Origin of the sequence: Novosphingobium sp. RL4, from assembly GCF_035658495.1 — a bacterium.
Lineage (GTDB): Bacteria > Pseudomonadota > Alphaproteobacteria > Sphingomonadales > Sphingomonadaceae > Novosphingobium.
In genome coordinates, this window is sequence record NZ_CP141945.1 from 1,717,394 (window position 1) to 1,742,549 (window position 25,156).

At 65.7% G+C, this 25,156-nt stretch carries 21 protein-coding genes; 8 read left to right on the plus strand and 13 right to left on the minus strand.

Translation table 11 applies throughout. The annotated features are described in order from the left end of the window. Nucleotides 1-78: 78 nt before the first annotated feature. Nucleotides 79-369, minus strand: a complete 291-nt coding sequence (locus U9J33_RS24430; RefSeq protein ID WP_324699493.1) for a hypothetical protein — start codon at nucleotides 367-369, stop codon at nucleotides 79-81. A 295-nt stretch (nucleotides 370-664) separates the two neighbouring features. Beyond that, nucleotides 665-2,050, minus strand: a complete 1,386-nt coding sequence (locus U9J33_RS24435; RefSeq protein WP_324699494.1) for an EAL domain-containing protein — start codon at nucleotides 2,048-2,050, stop codon at nucleotides 665-667. Nucleotides 2,051-2,203: 153 nt separating this feature from the next. Here U9J33_RS24435 and U9J33_RS24440 point away from each other — a divergent pair, with 153 nt between their 5' ends. Further along, nucleotides 2,204-3,211 (plus strand): site-specific integrase, encoded by a 1,008-nt coding sequence (locus tag U9J33_RS24440; RefSeq protein ID WP_324699495.1) that lies wholly within the window; start codon nucleotides 2,204-2,206, stop codon nucleotides 3,209-3,211. A gap of 675 nt (nucleotides 3,212-3,886) precedes the next feature. Here the strand turns inward: U9J33_RS24440 and U9J33_RS24445 are convergent. From U9J33_RS24445 to U9J33_RS24460, 4 genes are all read right to left on the minus strand, one after another. Beyond that, a complete protein-coding gene (locus U9J33_RS24445; RefSeq protein WP_324699496.1) occupies nucleotides 3,887-5,992 on the minus strand; it encodes a malate synthase G in 2,106 nt (701 codons plus the stop codon). Between the two features lie 5 nt (nucleotides 5,993-5,997). Continuing rightward, a complete protein-coding gene (locus U9J33_RS24450) occupies nucleotides 5,998-6,423 on the minus strand; it encodes a GlcG/HbpS family heme-binding protein (RefSeq protein WP_324699497.1) in 426 nt (141 codons plus the stop codon). Nucleotides 6,424-6,516: 93 nt separating this feature from the next. Next, nucleotides 6,517-7,956: an allantoinase AllB gene (gene allB / locus U9J33_RS24455; protein WP_231636213.1), complete on the minus strand. Its 1,440-nt coding sequence runs from the start codon at nucleotides 7,954-7,956 to the stop codon at nucleotides 6,517-6,519. A gap of 26 nt (nucleotides 7,957-7,982) precedes the next feature. Then, nucleotides 7,983-8,771 carry an SDR family NAD(P)-dependent oxidoreductase gene (locus U9J33_RS24460; protein ID WP_324699498.1) on the minus strand — a complete coding sequence of 263 codons (789 nt, stop codon included), beginning with the start codon at nucleotides 8,769-8,771 and terminating at the stop codon, nucleotides 7,983-7,985. Nucleotides 8,772-8,972: 201 nt separating this feature from the next. Between U9J33_RS24460 and U9J33_RS24465 the strand changes: the two genes are divergently transcribed. Next, entirely contained in the window at nucleotides 8,973-9,956 is a 984-nt protein-coding gene (locus U9J33_RS24465; RefSeq protein WP_054441770.1) for a LysR family transcriptional regulator, read from the plus strand. A gap of 50 nt (nucleotides 9,957-10,006) precedes the next feature. Here the strand turns inward: U9J33_RS24465 and U9J33_RS24470 are convergent, their stop codons facing one another. Genes U9J33_RS24470 through U9J33_RS24480 form a run of 3 tightly spaced genes read right to left on the minus strand, consistent with a single transcriptional unit; the run spans nucleotide 10,007 to nucleotide 14,770 of the window. Further along, entirely contained in the window at nucleotides 10,007-11,680 is a 1,674-nt protein-coding gene (locus U9J33_RS24470) for a hydantoinase B/oxoprolinase family protein (protein WP_324699499.1), read from the minus strand. Further along, nucleotides 11,677-13,755, minus strand: coding sequence for a hydantoinase/oxoprolinase family protein (locus tag U9J33_RS24475; protein ID WP_324699500.1), 2,079 nt, complete (start codon nucleotides 13,753-13,755; stop codon nucleotides 11,677-11,679). The genes U9J33_RS24470 and U9J33_RS24475 overlap by 4 nt, the downstream gene beginning before the upstream one ends. Nucleotides 13,756-13,762: 7 nt before the next feature. Next, nucleotides 13,763-14,770 carry an isopenicillin N synthase family dioxygenase gene (locus U9J33_RS24480; RefSeq protein WP_324699501.1) on the minus strand — a complete coding sequence of 336 codons (1,008 nt, stop codon included), beginning with the start codon at nucleotides 14,768-14,770 and terminating at the stop codon, nucleotides 13,763-13,765. 228 nt (nucleotides 14,771-14,998) lie between these two features. Between U9J33_RS24480 and U9J33_RS24485 the strand changes: the two genes are divergently transcribed. From U9J33_RS24485 to U9J33_RS24500, 4 genes are read left to right on the plus strand one after another with little or no spacing between them, the layout of a single operon-like run. Continuing rightward, complete coding sequence (locus tag U9J33_RS24485; RefSeq protein ID WP_132468898.1) at nucleotides 14,999-15,775, plus strand: SDR family NAD(P)-dependent oxidoreductase; 777 nt, start codon at nucleotides 14,999-15,001, stop codon at nucleotides 15,773-15,775. Between the two features lie 14 nt (nucleotides 15,776-15,789). Further along, the gene (gene metC, locus U9J33_RS24490) at nucleotides 15,790-16,986 is read left to right on the plus strand and encodes a cystathionine beta-lyase (RefSeq protein ID WP_324699502.1); all 1,197 of its coding nucleotides are present in this window, start codon (nucleotides 15,790-15,792) and stop codon (nucleotides 16,984-16,986) included. A gap of 19 nt (nucleotides 16,987-17,005) precedes the next feature. Next, nucleotides 17,006-17,422, plus strand: a complete 417-nt coding sequence (locus U9J33_RS24495; RefSeq protein ID WP_054441779.1) for a DUF3830 family protein — start codon at nucleotides 17,006-17,008, stop codon at nucleotides 17,420-17,422. A 4-nt stretch (nucleotides 17,423-17,426) separates the two neighbouring features. Further along, nucleotides 17,427-18,884 carry an aldehyde dehydrogenase family protein gene (locus U9J33_RS24500; RefSeq protein ID WP_324699503.1) on the plus strand — a complete coding sequence of 486 codons (1,458 nt, stop codon included), beginning with the start codon at nucleotides 17,427-17,429 and terminating at the stop codon, nucleotides 18,882-18,884. 59 nt (nucleotides 18,885-18,943) lie between these two features. Here the strand turns inward: U9J33_RS24500 and U9J33_RS24505 are convergent, their stop codons facing one another. Further along, on the minus strand, nucleotides 18,944-19,531 hold the full coding sequence (locus U9J33_RS24505; RefSeq protein WP_324699504.1) for a TIGR00730 family Rossman fold protein: 588 nt from the start codon (nucleotides 19,529-19,531) through the stop codon (nucleotides 18,944-18,946). Nucleotides 19,532-19,792: 261 nt separating this feature from the next. Between U9J33_RS24505 and U9J33_RS24510 the strand changes: the two genes are divergently transcribed. Together U9J33_RS24510 and U9J33_RS24515 are read left to right on the plus strand one after the other, a co-directional pair. Further along, entirely contained in the window at nucleotides 19,793-21,115 is a 1,323-nt protein-coding gene (locus U9J33_RS24510) for an aromatic ring-hydroxylating dioxygenase subunit alpha (protein WP_324699505.1), read from the plus strand. A gap of 12 nt (nucleotides 21,116-21,127) precedes the next feature. Beyond that, the gene (locus U9J33_RS24515) at nucleotides 21,128-22,567 is read left to right on the plus strand and encodes a glutamine synthetase family protein (RefSeq protein ID WP_324699506.1); all 1,440 of its coding nucleotides are present in this window, start codon (nucleotides 21,128-21,130) and stop codon (nucleotides 22,565-22,567) included. 58 nt (nucleotides 22,568-22,625) lie between these two features. On the opposite strand, the gene U9J33_RS24520 is transcribed toward U9J33_RS24515, so the two are convergent. The 3 genes from U9J33_RS24520 to U9J33_RS24530 are packed head-to-tail and all read right to left on the minus strand — an operon-like array spanning nucleotide 22,626 to nucleotide 25,096. Beyond that, the gene (locus U9J33_RS24520) at nucleotides 22,626-23,420 is read right to left on the minus strand and encodes an SDR family NAD(P)-dependent oxidoreductase (protein ID WP_324699998.1); all 795 of its coding nucleotides are present in this window, start codon (nucleotides 23,418-23,420) and stop codon (nucleotides 22,626-22,628) included. Further along, a complete protein-coding gene (locus tag U9J33_RS24525; protein ID WP_324699507.1) occupies nucleotides 23,420-24,277 on the minus strand; it encodes a phytanoyl-CoA dioxygenase family protein in 858 nt (285 codons plus the stop codon). The genes U9J33_RS24520 and U9J33_RS24525 overlap by 1 nt, the downstream gene beginning before the upstream one ends. Nucleotides 24,278-24,280: 3 nt before the next feature. Continuing rightward, nucleotides 24,281-25,096: a D-glutamate cyclase family protein gene (locus tag U9J33_RS24530; RefSeq protein WP_185999574.1), complete on the minus strand. Its 816-nt coding sequence runs from the start codon at nucleotides 25,094-25,096 to the stop codon at nucleotides 24,281-24,283. Nucleotides 25,097-25,156: the final 60 nt, after the last annotated feature.

Here is a 25,156-nt window from a genome sequence, read left to right on the forward strand (position 1 = left end):
CCTATCGCCGGGCGATACCGTCCGGCGCGACTGTGTCTTCAATGGATGTAACCGCCTCCCCCAGAGGCGGCGCGCGGATCAGGACGCCGGGCTGGCGGGCGGATCGTCGGAGTTGCTGATGGCAACCGCGGTCAGGCCGCCTGCGGCAATGATGCCGCCCAGAGCCCATAGCCACGAGCCTTGCAGGAAGCCTCCGCCCGCCGCGGCGGCAGCGCCGCCGCCGCCGGCAGCGGGCAGGCCTTCGGCGCCGGTCTGCGTGGCCATCCTGGTGCTGGCGCGCTTCACGCGCTCGGGCGCCGGAGGCGCTGCTGCCACGAGGCCGAATGCGGCAATGCCCGCGATGAGATAAGTCGGACGAAATCCGGACATGTGAAATTCTCCAATCCGTGGCAGATACATCTCAAGATAATCTGCCGTATGGTGGGAAAAATTATTGCATTTTTATTTTAATAAATGCGTTTTTCGAAGTGTTTTCGTTATCTGAAATGTTGTCGATATAAATGTATCGAGATAAATTCTGATATTTAACGAGTGAATTCATATGGTATTGCGAACGGAGAGGTGCGGCCGGGCAGTTGTTCGCCCCCACGAAACAAGGTGCCGCACCTCTCGGCCTTCGGAGGCGACCCGAAGGAAGTTGGGCGCCCGCAGGACGCCGGCCTCTTCACTGGACGAATCTCAGCGAAGGTTCCGGCGCGCACTGCCAGCCCCGTGATGTTTCCGGCGGTTGCGGAAGTCCGTCCGCCACGTAAGGTCTTGGTCGGCAGCCGCAGGGCTGGCCCCAGAGGTAGCCCTGCTGCCAGTTCACCCCCGCCTCCAGCGCGATATTCCGGTGCTGGGAGGTCTCGACCCCTTCCGCGACGACGGTAGCGCTGATCGACTTGGCCAGTTGAGCAAGGGAAACGAAGATCGCGCGGCCACGCTCCGAAGCGGTGGCCCGGCGCAGGAACAGGCTGTCGATCTTGATGATGTCGGGCGCGAAAGCCAGCAATTGTCTGACCGAAGCGTACCCCGTGCCGAAATCGTCAAGCACGATGCCGCAACCGAGGCGGCGCATCGTATCGACGAACCGCACGGCATCGGAGACTTTCGGGAAAGATGCGGTTTCGGTGATTTCGAGCAGCAAGCGCCGGGCGATGTGACCGTTGCGCCGCAGGGTCGAACGGATGTCGTCCCACCAGGGATCGTCGCTCAGGCTCAGGGCGGACAGGTTCACCGCGATCTGGATGTCCTCCGAGCGTTCCAGTTCGGCGATCACCTGCCGGACCATGAAGAGATCGAGCAGGCGCACGAAGCCCAGCCGCTCCATAGAGAGGATGTAGGTCCCGGGGCGTTCCGGCAGGCCTTTGCTGTCGGATAGCCGGGCGAGCGCCTCGAAGTAACGGGTCACCCCCGAGTCCGCGCAGCGCACTTTCTGCCAGAACGGGCGGAGGCCTCCGCTTCCGGCAGTGCCGTCCCGCATCGACTTGAGCGCCGTGAGGGCGTGGGAGACGATCGCCATGTCGGCCCGGTAACGCTCGGCTTCCTCGCCATACTCGGGAAGGGCGCCGACGAAGGGAAACATCCATTCCGAAACATCGCCCGGGCTGGCATCGTCTTCGCCGGAATCGCTTTCGCCGGAATCGCTTTCGCCGGAATCGCTTTCGGGGGTGAAGATGCTCCAGCAGGCCGAAACCCAGACATGGATCGGCCCCGCCTTGCTGGCGAAGGCCAGCAGCGGGATCGCCTCGCAGACCGTCGCCGCCCAGGCCGTGCCGGTCTCAGGGGTCATCGTGTCGCCGAGCCGGGTGCCGCGCTTGATCCTGACCTCCAGGATATCCGCGCGGCATGTCTCCATGGTGCCATTGTCCTGAACGAGCCGGGCGATATGGTCATGAGCGGTCGCCACCGCCTCGGAAGCGAGTTCCTGGCCATAGGCGGCCACGAGATGCGGATAGTTTCCAATGCGGAACCAGAAGAGCGCCGTGTCAGGGTATCTGGCCAGGCGGGCAACGTGAGCCGCGCCGGCCCTGGTGCCCTCGGTTCTTCGTCTGTCCGCGTTAATAGCCATTGCCAACCCCCACATCAGCAAGACTCCGAGTGGAACTGCCGTGTCTGAGACGGTTTAGCCAAAAGTGTCTCAAACCGCCCGGAGCGGGGTTTTGGTAGCGGCGTTAACGCTATGTCTTTACCGGATAATCCGTCACCGCGAGGGCTTCATCATATGCCATGGACTGTCTATAACCGGCACGGACAACGCAAATATCTTACTAATAATGAGATCGACGCATTCATACGTTCCGCACGTAATCGAAGTGCGGATGTGCGAACGTTTTGCTGGATGCTGGCCTATACTGGCTGCCGAATCTCCGAGGCGCTGTCGTTGACCGTCGACAGTATCGATTTCGAGGCCAAGCACGTCATTATCCAGTGCCTGAAAAAGCGCGGCAAACGAATATTTAGGGCAATTCCTCTTCCGCCCAACTTTCTGAGAGTTTTGTATCAATGGCTCCGATCGCGCTCCAGCGACGATCCCGAGCTGTGGCCATGGTCCCGCATGACGGGTTATCGCCGGATCTGCGAGGTGATGGAAAGTGCGGGAATAACCGGCACTTATGCCAGCCCCAAGGGTCTGAGGCACGGTTTCGGCGTCCGTGCGATCCAGGCCGGAGTGCCGCTTACACTGGTCCAGAGATGGCTTGGACATGCGGACATCAAGACAACAGCAATCTATACCAGCGCAGTCGGACCAGAAGAGCGGGAAATCGCGGCCCGTATGTGGCGGCAAAAGATCACGGAGAAATCGAAATTCTCCGATATGTTGCCCGGTGACGACTTGGTGGAATTCGCCGGAGAACCGGTATCGACCGAGAAGGTGGCAGAGGGTGTGTCAGGCGGGTCAGTTAACAGGCCGTCGTCGAAGGATATGGTAAACCCCGGTAAAGGTGATTTACTTAATCTGCCGGTTAACGGTGATCCGCAGCCTTGGCCGCAGAAAGCATCACAATCCCCTCTAAAAAGAATAACCTATTGCTCTGTGATACACTTTTGGCTAAAGTGTCGCGATCATTTTCGTTGTAATTCAAGGACATGCGTTGATCCTGCGAATAATTTGGCCGATCCGGCGAACGACCCTTCGGCAGGCTCCGCACGCCTCTGTGGGCGCTCCGCAAGAGCCTTCTGGCCTCTGGGCGTGGAGAGTGCTCTCCAGTCGCTTTACGACGGTTGTTAATGTTAGTTGTTAAGGGCGCGGCTTCCGATTCCAGCCTTCCCTGTCAGGCGCGGCTGGCCTGGAAGAGGCCATTCCGGCCTGATGCTGCCTGAAGCGGTGTCCAGTCGTTCTGTTTATGCAGACACTTTCCTCAATTCTTTGGCTTCACCTTCTCAGGCCTCAATTCTTCCGGTCTTCAGGCCTTTGATATCCGTCATAAGCCGCATGCCACGGCGATCGGACGGACGGGCCCGCTGAGGCGTGCTCCCCGCCCTGCCGATGACGAGGCAGGGGATACGAGCGCACATTTGCGGGTGCCAATTACAATACATTCATGGCGCGAGCGCTCTTTCGTCCCCGGCGCCCAAATGCCAGCGCTTCCCGCCGGAACGTGGTCCATGCGGGACAGGTCGCCTTCGCGGCGGCGGCATGACCGCCGCAAGGCGGTATTCACGACTATAGCCCGGCGCGAAACCGGCCGGCGGGGTCTTTCGGGGTAAGGGGCGGGCAACTATGCGCCCGTGAGCCATCCTCTTGCGCTCAGCGAATGGTCTTGAGGCGCCGTGCGGGGGCGCCGCTCCTCGATGCCGGGCAGGGCAGAGGAAATGTGGCCGAGCAGAACGCCCGGCGCAGGAATCAGGACCGCGGCCGCAGCCGCGATCCGTCAAATTCTTCCGTTAAGTCCGTTACGACCGTTCAGGCTGCGCATTTGCGCTGGAGCCGGAAGCGGTGCAGCAGGCATTCGGTATATCCGTTGGGCTGGGCGGCAGCTTCGAAGATCAGGGCGCGGGCGGTCTGGAATGCAACCGAACGCTCCCGATCCCGTGACATCGGGCTGTAATCCGGGTCAGCCGCGTTCTGGGCGTCGACCTTTTCCGCCATGCGGGCCAGCGCGGCTTCCACGTCGTCTTGCGTGCAGACGCCGTGAAGCAGCCAGTTGCCGAGCGCCTGCGCGGAGATACGCAGCGTGGCGCGATCTTCCATCAGCCCGACATCGTTGATGTCCGGAACCTTGGAGCAGCCGATGCCCTGGTCGATCCAGCGCACGACGTAGCCGAGGATGCCTTGCGCGTTGTTGTCGAGTTCCCGCTCGATAGCGGTCCGGTTCCAATCCGTGGGGCGGCCCAGCGGAAGCGTCAGCAGGTCGCCCAGCGATGCCGGGGGTTCGGCTGCGCGTTCGGACTGGCGCGTTGCCACGTCCACCGCATGGTAGTGCGTGGCATGAAGCACTGCCGCCGTGGGCGAAGGCACCCAGGCGGTGGAGGCACCGCTGAGCGGATGGGCGATCTTCTGCTCCAGCATGTCGGCCATGCGATCTGGCGCGGCCCACATGCCCTTGCCGATCTGCGCCCGGCCGGAAAATCCGGTCTGGAGGCCGATCTGCACGTTCCGGTTCTCGTAAGTGACAAGCCAGCGGGCGCTTTTCATGTCGCCCTTGGGCTGCATCGGCCCGGCCTGCATGGACGTGTGGATCTCGTCGCCGGTACGATCGAGGAAGCCGGTGTTGATGAAGACGATCCGGTCCTTCACCGCATGGATGCAGGCTGCCAGATTGGCCGATGTGCGGCGCTCTTCGTCCATGACGCCGATCTTGATGGTGTGCCGGGCCAGACCCAGCATGTCTTCCACCGCATCGAACAGGTCGTTGGCGAAGGCCGCTTCGTCCGGCCCGTGCATCTTCGGCTTGACGATGTATATCGAGCCGGCCGGGCTGTTGCGATAGCGGCCCCTGCCGTCAAGGTCGTGCAGCGCGATCAGGCTGGTGACGACGGCATCGAGTATGCCCTCGAAGGCCTCGCTGCCGTCTGGCAGGTGGACGGCGGGCGTGCGCATGAGGTGCCCGACATTGCGGACGAGCAGCAGGCTGCGGCCGCGCAGCGAGAACGGGCTGCCATCGGGCGCGGTGTAGGCGCGGTCCGGCGAAAGGTGTCGTCGCACCGATTTGCCGCCCTTCTCGAAGGTCGCTTCGAGATCGCCTTGCATCAGGCCCAGCCAGTTGGCGTAGCCATCGCGCTTGTCCGGCCCGTCCACGGCGGCGACGGAATCCTCGAGGTCGACGATTGTGGTGATCGCGGCTTCAAGCTGGATATCGGCAATGCCCGCCGGATCGGCGGCGCCGATGGGATGGGCGGGATCGATCACGATCTCGATGTGCAGGCCGTGATGGCGCAGCAGGATGTTGGCCCCCCGGCGCCCGGCGAACGCGGCAGGATCGGCAAGCGCGGGATCGCCGCCCGCAAAGTCGGCCCAGGAGCCGTTGGAGAGCGGGACCGCGCGGTCGAGGAAGGCCCTGGACCAGGCGATCGCCTCAGCGCCCCGTTCAGGATCGTAGCCCGGACCCGTGGCTTTGCCGGGCAGGGCGTCGGTGCCGTAGAGCGCGTCGTAAAGGCTGCCCCAGCGCGCATTGGCGGCGTTGAGCAGGAAGCGGGCATTGAGCACCGGCACGACAAGTTGGGGCCCGGCGATCGCGGCAAGTTCGGGATCGACGTTTTCGGGCGCGATCCTGAAAGGTGCCGGCTCGGCTGCGAGATAGCCGATCTCGCTCAGGAATGCCTGATAGGCGGCAGCATCGAAGGGCTGGTCGCGGTGCGTCCGGTGCCATGCGTCGATGCGGGCCTGAAGTCGGTCGCGGGTCGCCAGGAGGGCGGCGTTGCGCGGGGTGAAGCGCGCGAAGATCACAGCAAGGTCGTGCCAGAAGGCCTCAGGGGCGATCGCGGTGCCGGGAAGGGCCTGCTCCTCGATGAAGGCCGCGAGCGAGGATTCGACGGAGAGGCCGGCGCGGTCGATCGTCTGGGTGGCCATGCGGCTTATTCCTTCGTTGCAAGCCCGGCGGCGGCGATCCCCGCCAGGGCGCAGGCTTCGTCGTTGTCCGAAAGGTCGCCGGTCACGCCGACGGCTCCGATCACGGTATATTCCGGGCTGATGACGAGCAGGCCGCCGGCGGCAGGAACGATGCCCTGCGGCGCGATGGCGCCGAGCGAGGCCACGAATGCCGGACGGTCGGCAGCCATGGCCGCAACGGCGCGCGAGGACAGGCCGAGCGCCAGCGCCGTCGCCGCCTTTGCCGTGGCGATCTGCGGGCGCAGGGTCGAGGAGCCGTCCTCGCGTCCAAAGCTGACGAGATGGCCACCGGTATCCAGCACGGCGACCGTCAAGGGCTTGAGCCCCATTTCACGGCCCTTTTCGAGCGCGGCGGAAACGATGGCACGGGCCTGTTCGAGCTTGATGGACATGGACACTCTTCTGCTCGGGACATGGGAAAGAACGGACGGCGCCGTTTGCTGGGCGCCGTCCGAGTGAGGGACCGGTCTGGCGGTGCGTCCGGCTCAGTAACGCTTGCCGCGCTTTTCGAGGATCGCGCGGGTGGTGGTGTGCGTGTTCGTGGGCCTGGGCGTCGGCATCTGCTGGATGCGCCGCACGTTGAGGCCGTGGCCCATCGCTTCGGTCACCAGCTCGCCGTCGCGCATCACGAAGCGTCCGCGCACCAGCGTGTGGATCGGCGCGCCGCGGGTTTCGTAGTCCTGGAACGGGGTGGAAGATCCCTTGGACTTGAGCAGCGCGGAATCGACCTTCACCACCTTGTCGAGATCGACGACGACGATATCGGCGTCCGAACCCGGCAGCAGCGCGCCCTTTCGGGGATAGAGGCCGAACGCCTTGGCGGGCGCCAGCGAGGTCATGCGCACATACTGGTTGAGCGTCATGCGGCCATTGGCGATCTGGGTGAGCATGAGCGGCATCTGCGTCTGCACCCCGGTGAAGCCGCAGTCGGCGCGCCAGATGTCGTCGTTGTGCTTTTCCGCGTGGCTGTGCGGGGCATGGTCGGTGGCGATCATGTCGATCGTGCCGTCGGCAACGCCCTGCCAGAGCTGCTCCTGATGAACTTTCTCGCGCACGGGCGGATTGACGCGGATCAGGGACTTCTTCTCGGTATAGGCGTGTTCGTCCAGCAGCAGGTAGTGCGGGCACGTCTCCGCCGTGATGTCCACGCCGCGGGCCTTGGCCTCGCGCAGGGGGCGCAGTTCGTCGCCCGAGGAGACGTGGAGGACGTGGATGCGTGCGCCGGTCCATTCGGCCAGGATCGCCGCGCGCGATACCGCCTCCACTGCGACTACCGGCGGCCGCGCGTCGAGATGGGCGAGCGGGTCGCAGCAGTCGTTCTCGCGCAGCTTCTTCGAGCGGCGCGCCATGATGGAGGCATTCTCGGCATGGAGCGCGACGCGGTAGCCGTGCTTGGCGACGATCTCGAAACCTTCGAGGATCGCGCCGCTGGGCGGAGAGGGCAGGTTGCCGAAGGTATTGCCCATGAAGCACTTGAACCCGGCCACGCCGCCTTCGATCAGCGCTTCGAGCTGGTCGAGGTTGTCCTCGCCCAGGAGCCCGTAGATGCCGAAATCGACATAGGCCTTCTTCGCCGATTCCAGCTTCATGTTGAGCGCTTCGACATTACCCGTGGGCGGGTTGGTGTTGGGCATCTCGAACACCGTGGTGACGCCGCCCATGGCCGCGCTGGCGGTTCCGGTTTCCCAGGTTTCCTTGTGGGTATAGCCCGGATCGCGGAAATGGACGTGGGCGTCGATGGCGCCGGGGAGGATGTACTTGCCGGTGGCGTCCACCACTTCGGCGGCGTCCGGCATCGCCTCGGGCGCGCCGATCGCCAGGATCGCGCCGTCCTTGATGGCGATCGAGGCTGCGAACATGGCGCTGTCAGTGACGAGGGTTGCGCCGTTGATGACGATATCGGCGGTCATGGGCTCAGCAGTCATGGGGCGTTCCGTATGCAATTCAGGGTTCAGAGCGAGGCCCAGCCACCGTCGACCGGCAGGTCGACGCCGGTGATCTGGCGCGAGACGTCGGAGGCGAGGAACAGGCAGGCCGAAGCCACGTCCTCGGCCGTGCTGATCCGGCGCAGGGCATATTCGGCCGCATGCTCGGCGATCACTTCGTCTTCGGTCAGCCCGCGGGCTTCGGCCATGCCGGGCATGACCTTGGTGCGGAAGCGCGGCCCGTCCACCATGCCGGGGGCGACGATGTTGACGTTGACGTTGTAGGGCCCCGCTTCGATCGCGGTGGACTTGGTGATGCCGCGCAGGCCCCATTTCGAGGCGGAATAGGCCATGCGCCCGGCGCGGCCGTGCATGCCGAAGGTGCCGCCGACATTGACGATCTTGCCATAGCGCCGGGCGACCATGCCGGGCAGCACCGCGCGCATCATCAGGAAGCAGCCGCCCATGTTGAGCTGGATGATCTCGTCGAAGCCTTCGGGTGTGGTTTCCCACGCCGTTGCGCCGACCGGGCCGGTGCCGCCGGCAACGTTGACGAGGACATCGACCGGTCCGAAATGGGATTCCGCTGCAGTGACGGCGGCAGCGCAGGCTGCGGGATCGGTAACGTCGCACTTGACGACAAGGGCGGACGAGATTTCGTCGATCGCCATCTTCAATATATCGAGCGCTTCGGTGTCGCGGCCCAGCAGAACAAGTTTGGCGCCTTCTTTGGCGAACGATGTAGAAATGGCCGGACCCATGCCTTTACCCGCGCCGGTAATGACAACAATTCTATCCTTCAATTGCAGGTCCATTGGAACACCCCGAAGACGTGATTTAAATAATACCCCGATGATAACAATAATGTTGACCGGCGGGCGATATTGTGAGTTTTACGAGGAAGCGCTTCTTCCCAAGCCGCTGCCTCGTGACGTTCGTTGCATAAGGGATGTGCCGTTGCCCAAGTGGTGTTAAACCACGGGCAGGGTGTAGCCGAAAATCGAACGGAGTCGCAGATGGCGCTACGCAACCAGAGGATCTGGCAATATATCGATGAAGTCGCGCGGGTCGGGTCCGTGCGCCAGGCGGCCGAACGGCTGAACGTCACCCCCTCGGCTCTGCTGCGACGAATTCAGGACGTCGAGCACGATCTGAACTCGACCATTTTCGAGCGGCACACCTCGGGTGTCAGGCTGACGGCTGCCGGCGAGGTGCTGATCGGCTGGATCAGGATGCAGACATCGGAACTGCGCCGGGTCTACTCCCAGATCGAGGAGCTCGAAGGGCTGCAGCGCGGCGAAGTCCGGATTGCCTGCAGCCAGGCGGTGGCGCGCAGCTTCGTGCTTCGCCACGTCGCCGATTTTCGCGAGAAGCATCCCAACGTCAAGTTCAAGGTCAGCGTTACCGACCACAGCACCGCCGTGCGGGCGCTGATGGAATACGAGATGGACCTGGTGCTGATCTTCCGCCCCCTGCGCTCCTCGGAGCTGCATCCGATCATGTCCATCGGGCAGGGGCTGGTCGCGGTGATGGCGGCGGACCATCCGCTGGCCAAGAACGAAGTGCTGCGGCTCAGGGAATGCGCGCATTACGACGTGGCCATGCCGGACATGGCCTTCGGCGGGCGCGAAATCGTGGAGAGCCGCCTGCTTTCAAGCTCTGCCAAGCTCAATGTCGCGGTGGAGGCAAACAGCTTCGATTTCCTGGCAGAGCTGGTTGCCGGCAGTGATCTGATTACCTTCCAGATCGACATCGGCGCCGATGTGTGGCGCCACGATCCGCGCTTTGCGGTGCGGCGGATCAGCGATATCGACCGGACTTACGGGCCGCTGGTGCTGGGGCAGCTCAAGGGGCGCCCGCTGCCGCTGGTCGCGGCCAAGTTCGCCGAGCAGATCGCGCGCGACCTCAACGATTGCCGTTCGCTGCCGACCATCCCGGGCAGCGAGAACTGGTACGCCGACGAGGACGAGGAAATCGACGAGATCGCTGTCGAGAAATGAACCGGAACAGGTGAACCTGGGGCGGGGGATTTTACCCCCGCCCCAGGTTTCTAGCCGGTGAAGCCGTAGTCCCGGCTAGCGCCCTCGGGCGTTATCATCCCTTCCTCGATATCGCGGCGGACCTTGGCGGGATCGCGTGTCGCGGGCGCGCCGAGCCCGGCGCCGCCCGGGATTTCCAGCACGAGCCGCTCGCCCGCCGGAATCGCCTGAAGCCCCTTGGCGCGCATGGTCTTGCCGCCCGACGTCGTGACTTTGCCCGCCGCTCCGTCATGCCCGCCGTCGCGGCCCCTGGCGGGGCGTTCGACCCGTTCGAACATGGCGAGCACTTCGAAGCCGCTGCCGTCGCGCATGCCCACTTCCACCGTCTGGCCCAGACCGCCGCGGCGTTCGCCGGGGCCGCCGCTGTCGGCGCGCAGTTCCTTGCGCCAGATGACGATGGGGGCCGAACTCTCGGTCACTTCCACCGGCATGGCGCGCACCCCGCTGGGGAAGGCGGTGCCGGACAGGCCGTCCTGCTCGGGCCGCGCGCCGGAACCGCCGGAGTTGAAGAAGATCGCATCGAAGCTCTCGCCCTGCCGCGCATTGCCCTGGGCGGGCAGGTTGCCGCGAAGCTGAACCGACCACAGGCACGAGCTGCCCTCTGCGGGAACGCGGTCGGGGATCGCCTGAGAGAGGCACCCGAACACGAGGTCCGGCAGCATCTGCCCGATGACGTGGCGGGCCGCGACCGGCCATGGCCGCTGGACGTTGAGGATCGAACCTTCCGGCGCGGTGACGACGAAAGGATCGAGCGCGCCGAAGTTGTTGGGCACGTCTGGCGAGATCACGCAGCGCAGGCCGAACACGGTGTAGGCGCGGCAGTAGTTGAGCACGACATTGATGCCGCGCGGTAGGCAGGGATCGGTGCCTTCGTAGTCCATCGACAGGGTATCCCCGGCGATGGTCAGCGTGCCCACCAGCGTCACCGGCTTGTCGTAACCGTCGATCACCAGGGTGCTGGTCCACTGGCCGTCAGGCAGCCTGGCGATCTCGGCGCGGGTTGCCGCCAGCGAGCGCTCGATGATGTAGTCCGCCACTTGCGCAAGGTCGGCCATGGCGAATTCGCCCAGCATGGCGCTGAGCCGCCGCGATGCCGCCTCGTTGCTGGTGATGTAGGACAGGACATCGCCCTTGACCTGCATCGGCATGCGCACGTTCTGGCACAGGATATCGATGAGATCCTGGTTGATCCGGCCCGCGTCCGCCAGCTTCAGCAGGGGGATCTGGAGCCCTTCCTCGTAGATCGAGCGGCCGTCCGGCCCTTGCCCGAGCCCGCCGATGTCGACCTGGTGGCAGCACACGCCGAACAGGCCGACGACCCGCCCGTCATGGAACGCGGGCGAAACCACGGTGACGTCGTGCAGGTGCCCCGCCGTGAGCCATGGGTCGTTGGTGATGAAATGGTCGCCCGGCTTCATCGTGGCGACCGGGAACTTGGCCAGGAAGTGGCGCACGCCCTCTGCCATCGAATTGACGTGGCCGGGTGTGCCGGTAACCGCCTCGGCTATGAGACGGCCTTCGAGGTCGAACAACGCGGCGGACAGATCGCCCGCGTCGCGCACGGTGGTGGAGAAAGCGGTGCGCATCAGCGTCTGCGCCTGTTCCTCGACGATCGAGATCAGGCGCGTCCAGATCACCTGCATGCGCAGTTCGGTGAGGGCGGTGCCGGCGGAAGTCTGGCTCATCGGGAAAGTCCTTGGTCGCGGCGGGTCAGTACGAGATAGCCGCGTTCATCCATGCGCCCGTTGAAGCGGGGGGAGACGACGGTGGTGGTCTCGCGCTCTGCGACGAGGGCGGGGCCGGAGAACCGGTCTCCGGGCCGCATCTCCTCGCGGGCATAGAGTGCGAAGTCGAGCGCTTCGCCGGTGGCCGGGTCGATCACCTTGCGGCTTCCGACGGGCGCGGCATCGCGCGGCGTCGCTTCGGCCGCCGCCGCCTCCGAGGCGAAACCGCCCGCGCCGACAGTGACGCGCCATGTCAGCATCTCGATCGGCAGGTCGAGCACCATGCCGCCGTATTGCGCACGGTATGCCTGTTCGAACGCCTCCCTGAGCACGGCGATATCGCCGGGACCAAGCGTGCGGGTGGGGAACTCGAAGGGGATTTCGTAGCCCTGTCCCTGATAACGGGCGAGGCAGACGCGCTTTTCCGTCTGCTTCGCACCGGGCGCCCCGGCGCTCACAAGGTTTCGCGCCTCGCCTGCCATCTCATCAAGCAGAGCGTTCAGCCTGTCGATGTCCACCGCGTCCAGCCGCATGGTGAGGCTGCGCGCGACTTCGTAGGAGACCGGCGCGCGCAGGAAGCCCACTGCCGAACCGACCCCTGCGCCGGAGGGAATGATGACGGTGCCGATGCCCAGCTTTTCGGCGAAGCTGACCGCGTGCAGCGGGGCCGCGCCGCCGAAGGCGATGAGGCTGCGTTCGTCCAGGGTCATGCCCTGTTCCACCGCGTGGACGCGGGCCGCGCTTGCCATGGTCTCGTCGACGATCTCGCTGACGCCGACGGCGAGGGTTTCGGCGCGGCCGTCCCAGAGGCCGAGCCCGGCCAGCGCTGCCTGCGCGTTTTCGGGCCTGAGGGTGACCTTGCCGCCCGCGAAGCGCGAAGGGTCGATGCGGCCCAGGGTAATGTCGGCATCGGTCACGGTGGGCCGCTCTCCGCCCCGTCCATAAGCGGCGGGGCCGGGCTCGGAGCCGGCGCTGTGCGGGCCGACGGCGAGGCGTCCGGCACTGTCGACCGAGGCGATCGAACCGCCGCCCGCGCCGATCTCCACCATCTCGACGACGGGGATGCGCAGCGGCAGGCCGCTGCCCTTGCGGAAGCGGTGGACGCGGCCGACCTCGAAGACCTGCGAGGTCTGCGGGGCGCCGTCGTTGATGAGGCATATCTTGGCCGTGGTGCCGCCGACATCGAGGGCGAGCACGCGGTCCGCGCCGCATTCCGCCGCGACCGAGGCCGCGAAGATGGCGCCGCCCGCCGGGCCGCTTTCGACCAGCCTCACCGGGAAGCGCGCGGCGGTATCGACCGTGGTGAGCCCGCCCGAGGACAGCATGAGGTAGAGCGGGCAGGTGAAGCCCATTTCGGTGAGACGGCCTTCGAGGCGGCGCAGATAGGCGTCTACGAGGGGCTGGACATAGGCATTGGCCGTCGTCGTCGAGAACCGCTCGTATTCGCGCATTTCCGGCGAGACCTCGCAGGAGAGCGAGATCGAGACGCCGGGCATTTCCTCGCGCAGGATTTCGGCCGCGCGCTTCTCGTGCGCATCGTTGACGTAGCTGTGGAGGAAGGCGACCGCGACGCTTTCAACGCCCTGATCGCGAAATGCGGCGGCGGCGGTGCGCACGGCGTCCTCGTCCAGCGGGACGAGCACTTCGCCCAGCGCATCGAGCCGCTCCGGCACGCCGAGGCGCAGGCGGCGCGGCACCAGCGGGGCGGGTTTTTCCATGCCGATGTCGTACTGGTCGAACCGGCTTTCCGTGCCGAGCGCCAGCGCGTCGCGGAACCCCTCTGTGGTAAGCATGGCCACGGTCACGCCGCGCCGCTCGATCAGGGCATTGGTGGCCAGCGTGGTGCCATGGACGACCAGCGAGACGTCGGCCGGTTCGATTCCCGCTTCGGCAAGCAGCAGCGTCACCCCGTCGAGCAGTGCCCGTTCGGGGGCATCGTAAGTGGTGAGCAGTTTGGTGGAATGGCGCCGCTCGCCGATTTCGAGCACGACGTCGGTGAAGGTGCCGCCGATGTCGGCGCCGATCTTTGCGGTCATATGGGGCTCAGTTGTAGGCTTCATGAGGATTCTTGGAGAGCTGGCTGTAAAAACGGGCGAGGTGGTCGGCGACGCGGACGGGCGCATAGCGCGGGCCTTCGCCCAGCAGTTCGGGCAGGGGCGCCACGGTCACCGTGCGGTCCGGATTGGCGAAATAGGGGACCGAAAAACGCTCCACGTCGGTGCGGTTGCGCACGCGGTGGTAGTTCGAGATGAAGCGGCCGTTGGACCACCACATCATCATGTCGCCGACATTGATGGTGAAGGCGCCCGGGATCGGCGGTGCCTGTATCCATGCCCCGTCGCGGCGCTTGACCTCGAGCCCGCCAATCGCGCCCTGGGCCAGGATCGTAAACGGACCTTCGTCGGTATGGGAGATCATGTTGGACACGTCGGTGTCCGCGCTGTCCGGGAGCACGGGGTAATAGTTCAGGCTGAGCTGCGAAGGCGGCTGGCTGAACCAGTCGTCGAACCGGCTTTCCTCCAGCCCGAGGCCAAGCGCGAAGGCGCGCAGCAGTTCGCGGCCAAGGGCCAGCATGGCGCCGAGATAGTCCTCTCCGGCCTCGCGGAATGCGGCCATGCCTTCGGGCCAGCGGTTTGCCTGGTCGAAGATACGGGCATGTTCCATGTCGCCCGGATCGGCGGGCCATTCGTGCTGGAGGCGGTACTGCTCGAACATCCGGGTATTGCGCGAAAGGGGCTGGCGTTCCGGCATCGGGATATAGCCGCGATACCATTCGGGCGTGGCATGGGCGCCGGCACGTTCGGCGGCGGGGCGGGCGAAGAAGTCGGCGGCGGCGGCGAAGATCGCGTCGATCACCGCCTGCGGCACACCGTGCCCGGTGAGGTAGAAGAAGCCGATCTCCTCGCAGGCCCGCGCGATCTCGCTTGCCACCGTGCGGCGGGCTTCCGGATCGCCGCTCAGGAACGGCGCGAAGTCGATCACGGGAATTTCTTCGAGCGAGACGGCGGCTGCTGCCGCAATGTCGTCCTCGCTTCTTTCGCTACGGCTCATTATCGAGACTCCTTGATGGCGCGGGCCCCGGAAAACTGCGGAAAATCAGCCGGGAGCGGCAGGCCATGATCCATTCGCCGTGAACTGTTTAGGACAACACCCATGGCCCCGGCGGTGCTTTTTCGGTGCGGACCCGTCGCCTAATGGTCACCTTCCCGAACCGTGATCTTGCGCTACCAAGTCATCAGGGAAGCCCAATCAAGGACGATAAATGCGGATGACGCGCCGATGAGCCTCGAAGGCAAGGTTGCCATGGTGACGGGAGGGACGCGCGGTCTCGGCCTGGGCCTCGCACGGGCGCTTGGCCGCGCGGGCGCCGGCGTGGCGATCGTGGGCCGGGATGCGGCAACCGGAGAGCGGGCGGCGGCATCCCTCGTTGCCGAAGGGCTGAACGTCATCGCCTGCGCTGCGGACGTATCCGACGATGCCTCGATGTGCGAGGCTGCCGCCCGGACCGAACGGACACTGGGCGCGCCCGGCATACTGGTCTGTGCGGCCGGTGTCGGGGCGCCCCGCCGCCCGGTCTGGGAAGCGAGCCCGCAGGACTATCGCGGATGCTTCGACATCAACGTGCTGGGCGTGGTCAATGCCATGGCTGCCGTGATGCCCGGCATGACGGCGCGGGGCGAAGGGCGTGTCGTGGCCGTCGGCGGGACTTACGGGCACAAGGGCGTGGCCGGGTTCTCGCTCTATTCCGCGTCGAAATGGGCGCTGCGCGGGCTGGTGAAGTCCGCCGCGCTCGATGCGGCGCCGCACGGGGTGAGGGTCAACATGATCTCGCCCGGCGGGGTCGAGGGTGAGCGTATCCACCGCCTGTTCCGCGAAACCGCCCAGCGCAACGGCGAGCCCGAGGATGCGCCCCTGAAACGCTTCCTTTCCGGAACGGCGCTGGGCCGCCTCGTTACCGAGGACGATATCGCCGCAGCCCTGTTCCACCTCGTCGGACCGGCGGGGCGCATGATTACCGGGCAGGACATCGTCGTCGATTCCGGCACCGTCATCTAAGGAGACCTCACGAAGTGACCGATATCACCGGGTTCAAGCGCGATACCCAGGCACTCCACGCAGGCCGCGATCCGAAGAACAATTTCGGCGTCGTCAATCCGCCGGTCTACCACTGTTCGACAGTCCTGTTCGATTCCGTGGAGGCCCTGCTCGAAACGCGGCGCGACCGGGCCTCGGGCGCCTTCGAAGGCTTCACTTACGGACGCGAGGGCACGGTGACGACGCGTGCCTTCGAGGATGCGATCACCCTCCTGGAAGGCGGTTACCGCGCGATCACGACGAGCTGCGGCCTTGGCGCGATCTGCGCCTCGCTCACCGCGTTCCTTTCGGCGGGCGACCACTTGCTGATCGTCGACAGCCTCTACGGCCCAGCCCGCGATTTCTGCGAGAGCTTCCTGCGCAAGTTCGGCGTGGACGTGACCTATTACCGGCCGGACGTGGGCGCCGGGATCGCCGAGCTGTTTCAGCCGAACACCCGTGTCGTCTACATGGAGAGCCCCGGTTCGCTGACCTTCGAGATGACGGACGTTCCCGCGATCGCGAAGGAATGCCGGGCGCGGGGCATCTGGACGATCTTCGACAATACCTGGGGCTCGCCGATCAATTTCCGGCCGCTGGAGCACGGCGTGGACGTCTCGATCAATGCCGCGACGAAGTATATCTCAGGCCACTCCGACCTCATGCTCGGCATTGCCGTCACCACGGAGGATGCCTTCATCCCGGTCAAGAAAACCGCGTCGGCATCGGGATACTGCGCCGGGCCGGACGATATCTACATGGCCATGCGGGGCCTGCGGACCCTGCCGCTGCGCATGAAGCAGCATCATGCCTCGGGGCTGGCCATCGCCGAATGGTTGCAAGGCCGCCCCGAAGTCCACCGCGTCATGCATCCCGCGCTGCCGGGCGATCCCGGCCATGCGATCTGGCAGCGCGATTACGACGGCGCCTCCGGCCTGTTCGGCTTCGTGCTGGAAGCCTGCACGGACAAGCAGTTCGCTGCCTTCATGGACCATATGGACCTGTTCAAGCTCGGCTATTCCTGGGGCGGTTATGAAAGCCTCGTGGTGCCGACTTACCCGAACACCCTGCGTTCGGCGACGGAGTGGTCCGCCCCCGGCCCGGCCGTGCGCATCCATGTCGGCCTCGAAGCGGTGGAAGACCTGATCGCCGATCTCGAACGCGGCCTTGCACGCCTTGTCGCTGCCGCCTGACCCTACGGACACACGATAAATGACCCTGATCGACATTACCGCCGGCCCGTTCCGGTTCGTTGCCCGGCTGGAGGAGGAACTCGCTCCTGTCACCGCCGCCCGTTTCAAGGCGATGTTGCCTTACGACGAAAAGCTGATCCATGTCCGCTGGAGCGGCGAGGGCGTGTGGATTCCGCTGGGCGATGCGCACTACGACCTGCCCTGGGAAAATCCCACGCGCTATCCCGCGCCCGGCCAGTTCATCTTCTATCCCGGTGGCTACAGCGAGTGCGAGATCCTGCTTGCCTATGGCGGCGTGGCTTTCGCCAGCAAGCTCGGGCCGCTGGCGGGCATTCACTTCCTGACCATCGTGGAAGGGCTTGAGCATCTGCCCGAGCTGGGCCGAACGGTGCTCTGGGAAGGCGCGCAGGGCGTCAGCTTCCGGTTGAGGGATTGAAGCCATGGCAGTTCGCGACGAGAAACTGCTGATCGGCGGAGCATGGCTTCCGGCGGAATCCGGTGAAACCTTCGAAACCCGCAATCCGGCGACCGGCGAAGTGCTGGCCCGGATCGCGCGGGGCACGGCGGGTGATGTGGACCGTGCGGTCGATGCCGCGCGGCGCGCCTTCGAGGAAGGGCCATGGCCGCGCTTCTCGCCGGCCGATCGGCAGAAGCTGATCCTGGGCCTGGCCGACCTGCTGGAGCGCGATGCCGAGCAGTTCGCCCGGCTGGATACGCTGGAGATGGGCTCGCCGATCCGCCACACCCGCGGCTCGGTGGCGATGCTGGTAGACCTGCTGCGCTATTTCGCGGGTATCGCGCGGTCTGTCGAAGGCACCACGAACCGGCCGTCCGATCCCGGAACTTTCGCCTGCACGGTGAAGGAACCGGTTGGCGTTTGCGGGGCGATCATCCCTTGGAACGGACCGCTTTGGGCCAGTGTTCTCAAGCTCGGGCCGGTGCTCGCAAGCGGTTGCACGCTGGTGCTGAAGCCTGCCGAGGACGCCAGCCTCGCGCCGCTGCGCCTTGCGGAACTGGCGCTGGAAGCGGGCGTGCCGGAGGGCGTGTTCAACGTCGTCACCGGTTTCGGTGCCGAGGCCGGGGCGGCGCTCGCCGCGCATTCCGGGGTGGACAAGATCGCCTTCACCGGCTCGGAGGCGACGGGCCGCCGCATCGTCCAGGCTTCGGCGGGCAACCTCAAGCGGCTCTCGCTGGAACTGGGGGGCAAGTCTCCCAATATCGTGTTCGCCGATGCCGACCTCGAAGCGGCGGCGAAGACCGCGGTGATCGCGGCCTTCGCCAATTCCGGGCAGGTTTGCAGCGCTGGAACGCGTCTGTTCGTGGAGCGCGCGGTTCACCGCGAATTCGCCGCCGAAGTCGCGCGGATCGCGGGCACGCTGAAGATCGGCGATGGTCTCGATCCCGAAACCGACCTCGGCCCGCTGGTTTCGGCGCGTCAGCTTGAGCGCGTCTGCGGCCATATGGATGATGCGCTGGCGGCGGGCGCGGCGCCGCTCTCGGGCGGGGGCAGGCTGTCGGGCGCAGCCTACGACAAGGGCTTCTTCTTCCCGCCGACCGTTCTCGTCGAGGCCCGCGACGACATGCGCGCGGTGCGGGAGGAAATCTTCGGCCCGATCCTGGCGACGCTTCCTTTCGATAGCGAGGATGAAGTGATCGCCCGCGCCAATGCCACGGAATTCGGGCTCGGCGCCGGGGTCTGGACGAGCCATCTCGGCCGCGCGCACCGCATGGCCCGTGCGCTCAAGGCGGGCTCGGTCTGGGTGAACTGCTACAACCGGATCGACCCTGCGGTGCCGTCGGGCGGGATCAAGGCGAGCGGGCACGGCCGCGAATACGGCCGCCAGCACGTCGAGGAGCATTTCCAGACCAAGTCGATCTGGATCGACACGACTGTCTGAACAAGGAAGGTTTTCGGCGGGGCAGGCGATCCTGTCCCGCCGAAGTCAGATCGCCGAAGTCAGAGCCACTTCGGCACGACCGGCTTCTCGAATGCGGCCAGCGCATCGATCAGCGCTTCGGGATCGGCTTCGAGGACGATGCCCTTGCGATGTTCCGGCGGCAGGAACTTCTCTTCGATCATCTTGTCGATGAAGGCCATGAAGGGTTCGTGGAAGCCGCCGACATTGTAGAGGCCCACCGGCTTGTCGATCTCGCCGAGCTGGTTGAGCGTCCAGGCTTCCATGAATTCCTCAAGCGTGCCGATGCCGCCGGGCAGGGCGATGCAGGCGTCGGCGATCGACAGCATCCGTTCCTTGCGCACCCGCATGGATTCGACCACTTCGTGCAGCGAGAGGCCGGGGTGGAGGTGGCCCTTGTCGAACAGGCGCTGGTTGATGACGCCGTGGACGTGCCCGCCCTCTGCCAGGGCCGCATCGGCAAGAATGCCCATCAGCCCCTTGTGCGTGCCGCCATAGACGATCCCGATCCCCTTGCGGGCCAGTGCGCCTCCAAGCGCGGCGGCGGCATGTTCGTACTTGTCGCCCAGGCCGGTGTTGGAGCCGCAGAAGACGGCGACATGGCGGATTTCTCGCGGGGACTGGCTCATTCTGGGGGCGACTCTCGAAGCGATTAAGGGGTTCAAGGTCTATGTTCTAAAAACTGGCGCGGCAACGAGGTGTGCGGTGCGGTTTCGGCAACGAGCCGGGGTGGTCTCGGCAACACGCGGCGCGCGCGCGTTGAGGCATGACGCGGGAAGTGGCCGAAGGCTGCCGCAGCGAACGGTCCGCGAAAAGGGCCGAAGGGCGCGTAACGCCCGCGCGGCAAGCCGGACAGGGCCTCGGTTCGATGATTGACGGATTAGACGCCCATGACACCTGAACAGAACGATCTCGTCACCCTCAGCGGCCGCGACCGCCCGCTTGGCGCGCTGCTGCGGCGCTACTGGCAGCCGATCGCGCTGCTGGAGGAACTGGAGGGACCGCGCCCGGCCAAGGCGGTGAAAGTGCTGGGGCAGGACATGGTGCTGTTCCGCGACCAGGAGGGGCGGCTGGGCCTGCTCGATCGCGATTGTCCCCATCGCGGCGCCGACCTTGCCTTCGGGCGGCTCGAGGACGGCGGACTGCGCTGCCTGTTCCACGGCTGGCTGTTCGATGTGGACGGCAACTGCATCCAGACGCCGGGCGAACCGGCAGGCTCGAAGCTCTGCACGCGCGTCAGGCAGCGTGCCTATCCGGTGATCGAGCAGGCGGGCATGATCTTCGGCTTCCTGGGTGAAGGCGAGCCCACGGCTTTTCCGGGGCTGGACTGCTTCGCGGCGCCCGGCAGCCATGTCTTTGCCTTCAAGGGCTATCTCGACTGCAACTGGCTTCAGGCGCTCGAGGTGGGGATCGATCCGGCGCACGCCAGCTTTCTTCACCGTTTCTTCGAGGACGAGGAAGCGGATGCCTATGGCAAGCAGTTCCGCGCCCGTTCGGCCGACAGCGACATGACCATGATCCAGGTCCTGCGCGAGTTCGAGAACCCGGACATCACGATTTCACCGACAGACATCGGCTTCCGGCTCACCGCGCTGCGCCCGCTGCCTGAAGGGCAGACCCATGTGCGCATCACCAACCTGTTCTTCCCGCAGGCCTTCGTCATTCCGCTGTCGGAGACGATGACGATCACGCAGTGGCACGTGCCGATCGATGACACGAGCTGCTACTGGTACGCCGCCTTCACCAGCTTCACCGATGCGGTGGACAAGGAGGAGATGCGCCGCCAGCGGCTGACGCTTTACGAACTGCCGGACTACAAGCCGCGCCTCAACCGCGCGAATGATTACGGTTATGACTTGGTGGAGCAGAAGAGCCGGACTTACACGGGCATGGGCGAGGATATCAACGTTCACGACCAGTGGGCCGTGGAGTCCATGGGCCGTATCCAGGATCGCACGCGGGAGCATCTCGGCACGACCGACAAGGGCATCGTCGCGTATCGCACCATGCTGCTCAGGCAGCTCCGCAAGATGGAGAACGGCGAGCGTCCGCTGCTGGACCTGACGGCGGAAGAAGCGCTGGCGGTGGTGGATCCGGGCACGGTTGACGGGGTGGCGCCTGCCGGAGCCGATCTCGAGGCGTATTGGCGCGCTGTCGATGCCCGCCGCCGCGATGCCGCGCCCTGGGCGGCACCCGCGAACGCCGCCGAATAAGCGGGGAGCGCCATGACCGGATTTGTCGAGGCTTATGGCCTGTGGAACGAGGACCAGCGCCGCCTCGCCGCCGAAGTGCTGCGCCGGGTGGAGGCGGACGAGGTATCCACCGTGCGGCTCGTCTTTGCCGACATGCACGGCATCGCGCGCGGAAAGACCCTGCTGGCAGGCTCGCTGGAGGGCGCTTTCGAGGATGGCTGCGCGATCACCTCCACGCTGCTGCTCAAGGACACTGCGCACCGTACCGTAGCGCCGGTCTTCTCGGCCGGGGCGGGGATCGGCAATGCCGATCTCCAGGGCGGCGGCGATGTCGTCATGGTGCCCGATCCGGGGACGTTCCGCCTCCTGCCCTGGGCGCCCGGTACCGGGTGGATGCTTTGCGATCTCTACCACAATGACGGCCGCCCGGTGGTTTCATCCACCAGAAGGCTGGCGCGGGACGCCTCGGCTCGGCTGGCCGGGCGCGGGTTCGAATTCGTCAGCGGGCTGGAGGTGGAATTCTATCTCACCCGTCTGGAAGATGCGGCGCTGAGCCCCGAGGATGCCGGCCAGCCCGCGCGTCCGCCGCGTGTCTCGCTGCTTCACCAGGGTTACAATTACCTGACCGAGCAGCGCTACGACCAGATCGAGCCGATCGTCGATGTTCTGAGGCAGAACTGCCTGGCGCTGGGCCTGCCGCTGCATTCGATGGAAGTGGAATTCGGCCCGAGCCAGTGCGAATTCGTGTTCAAGGTCGGCTCCGGCATCGGCCCGGCCGACGACATGGTGCTGTTCCGTGGCATGGCCAAGCAGGTCGCCCGGCGGCATGGCTATCACGTCAGCTTCATGTGCCGCCCGCAGCTTCCCGAAGCCATGGCGAGCGGGTGGCATCTCCACCAGTCTCTGCGTGACCTGAAGACCGGAGCAAACGCCTTCGCGCCGCAAGACGGTGCGCCGGGGCTATCCGCGGTCGGGCGGCAGTTCCTGGCCGGATTGCTGGCGGGTGCGGCGGCGGCCACGCCGTTTTCGACCCCCACGATCAATGGCTACAAGCGCTACCGCCCGAACTCGCTGGCGCCAGACCGTCTTGCCTGGGCCGAGGACAATCGCGGCGCGCTGCTGCGGGTGCTCGCCAGGGGGCCTGCGAAGCTGCGCCGTATCGAGAACCGCGTGGGTGAGCCCGCAGCCAACCCCTATCTCTATCTCGCCTCCCAGATGGCGACCGGACTGGCGGGTATCGAGGCGGGACTGGAGCCGCCGGAATCGGTGGATTCTCCTTACGCTGCCGAGGCGGAGCGGCTTCCGCGCAGCCTTGAGGCGGCGCTGGACCTGCTGGATGACAGCACATTGCTGCGCGGTGCCTTCGGCAGCGATTTCGTGGATCATTTCCTGATGATCAAGCGCGCGGAAGTCATGCGCTACAACCAGACGGTGACCGACTGGGAGCACCGCGAATACTTCGACCTGTTCTGAATCGGAAAAAGGCGCGCCGTCCCAAATCGAACCGGGACGGCGCGGCCTTTGCACGGCGTTATAGCGTGGCGCCGCCGTCCACGACCAGTTCCTGCCCGGTGACGTTTCGTCCGCCTTCGCCGACGAGATAGAGTACCATGGCAACGATGTCCTCCATCTCGCTGGGGCGGTTGAGCGGAATGCCCATGTCCGCGACATAGGCCTTGAGCGCTTCCTCCTCGCTCAACCCGCGTTGCTGCGCCAGCGCCCGCCAGTTCGCCTTCATGCGCGGCACGGCGATGGGGCCGGGGGCGATGTAGTTCACGGTCACGCCGTCAGGCCCCGCTTCGAGGGCGGCACTGCGGGTCAGCCCGCGCAGGCCCCATTTCGAGGCGGAATAGCTCGATCGTCCGGCCCGGCCGCGCATGCCGTGGTTGCCGCCGATGTTGACGATCCTGCCCGATCCGGCCCGGCGCATGACCGGCAGCAGCCGCGAAAGCACGATGAACGGCGCGCGCAGGTTGGTGGCAACCGTGCTGTCGAATTCCTCAAGGCTGAATTCGCCGATCGGCGGCGATAGCGGCCCGGTATAGCCTGCCGCGTTCACCACGACGTCCACCGTCCCGCCCGACCAGTCGAGGAAGGCGTCCAGCGCCGCATTCAGGGCTTCGCCGTCGCGCACGTCGGCGGTGAGCACGAGTGCCTCGCCGCCGTCCGCGCGGATGATTTCGGCGGCGGCTTCCATTTCGGCGGTCCGCCGCGCGACGAGCGCAACGTCATAGCCCGCCGTGCCGAGCGAGAGTGCGATCTCGCGCCCGGTGCCCGCGCTGGCGCCGGTCACGAAAGCGACGGGGCGTTTGCCGGAGGCTCCCATCACTTGGCGTCCGCGAAGAACTTGCGCCTGGATTCGGCCTGGATCTTGTAGATCGAACTGCCCGCGCGCGAGGGGAAGGGGAGTTTGACGTAATTGTCCTCGAACCGGACTTCGGTGGTGGAAGGCCCGCTGACGATGCGGGATTCGTATTCTTCCCAATCGACCTTGTAGAACAGCGGGAATGCATCGCTGGCGGCATATTCGTAGAACAGGATCCGGCGCGGATCGCCCGAGCGGTTCACGCTCGATCCGTGCAGCGTCATCGGGTGGTGGAAGCTGACGGTGCCCGGAGGGCCCTCGAGCAGCGCGGCCCTGGACATGTCGAACTCCGCCGTGTCGACCGCGCCGCAGAAGAAGCCTTCCTCGTCGTGGTGATCCAGAAGCGGTCCCTTGTGGCTGCCGGGGATGACCTGCATCGCGCCATTGGCCGCGCTGGCGCCGTCGAGTATGATCGAGGCGACGCAAGTGGACATGTTGGTGTGCGGCGCGAAGGCCCAGTCCTGATGCCATTCCAGCGCGGCGCCGCCATTGGCCGACTTCATGTTGATCTTGGTATGGCTGAGCCGGACCAGCTTGCCGATGATCGCGGTGAGGATTTCCAGCACCTGCGGATTTCCTGCCTGCGCGGCGTAATAGGGGTCGATGCGGTTGGGCTTCTTGATGCGCTGGATCGTGCGTTGTCCATCGGCATCGGTGTCGAAATCGAACCAGGCATCGTCGCCTTCCGCCTCTGCGGCGCGGGCGGCGACTTCATCGGTCAGCGCGCGGAGCCTGTCCAGCACGGGCCCCTGCAACAGGCCGGGGACGACCACGTAGCCGTGCTCGTGATAGAAGGAAATGATCTCGTCGAGGTTCATGGCTCAGTCCTTGGGGAGAGGCAGGTCGGTGACGACCATATGCGCCTTGTAATGCGTGATGCAGAGCGGCAGGCGCGCGGCGCGCACCGCGTTCTGCCCGGTGGCGCCGCAGGCCCAGAATACCGGGACTTCGCCCGTATTCAGCCGGGTCAGGCCGTGCCCGCCGTAACTTTGGCCCAGATCGCCGATGCCGAGATCCCCGGGCAGGGCGAGCGATACCGGCGCGCCGTGGAACTGGGGGTAGCGGGCGGAAAGGATCGTTGCGCGCACGGCGTCTTCCGGCGAGAGCGCACGCATGGAGACGATCAGCCTGCCGCCGAACGGGCCGACCGGCACCGTTTCGCGCGCGGTCTCGTACATGGCGGAGACATTGCCTTCGTCCAGATGTCGCAGGCGCACGCCGTGGCTCTGCAGGATCGCCTCGAACGAGAACGAGCACCCCAGAACGAAGGACACAAGATCGTCTGCCCAGGCATGGCGGGCATCGCGCGGCGTCTCGGCCAGTTCGCCGTCCCGGAACACCATGTAACCGCCGGTGTCGCGCGCCAGGTCCATGTCGGCGGCGAGTTCGGGAATCTCGCGCGAGCCCGGCGCGCTGCGGCCCAGGATGGGCAGCGCCTGAGGGTTCGAACGGCAGTAGAGTTCGAAGGCGTCGGCATGGGCTTCGGGCACGGCAACGAGGTTGCCTTGCACATGGCCGCGCGCGACATGGTTGGTGAAGCCGGTGAAGCGCCCTTCGCGGATGGCGCGGCGCACGGCGGCCGGATCGTCGGTATCGAAGTCAGGCCGGGCGATGTCGATCAGGGATGCCTGGGTCATGCCAGCATAGATAGCCAACCAGGGTGTTGCCGAGAGTTGCTTTTTCATGCCTGAGCCGTT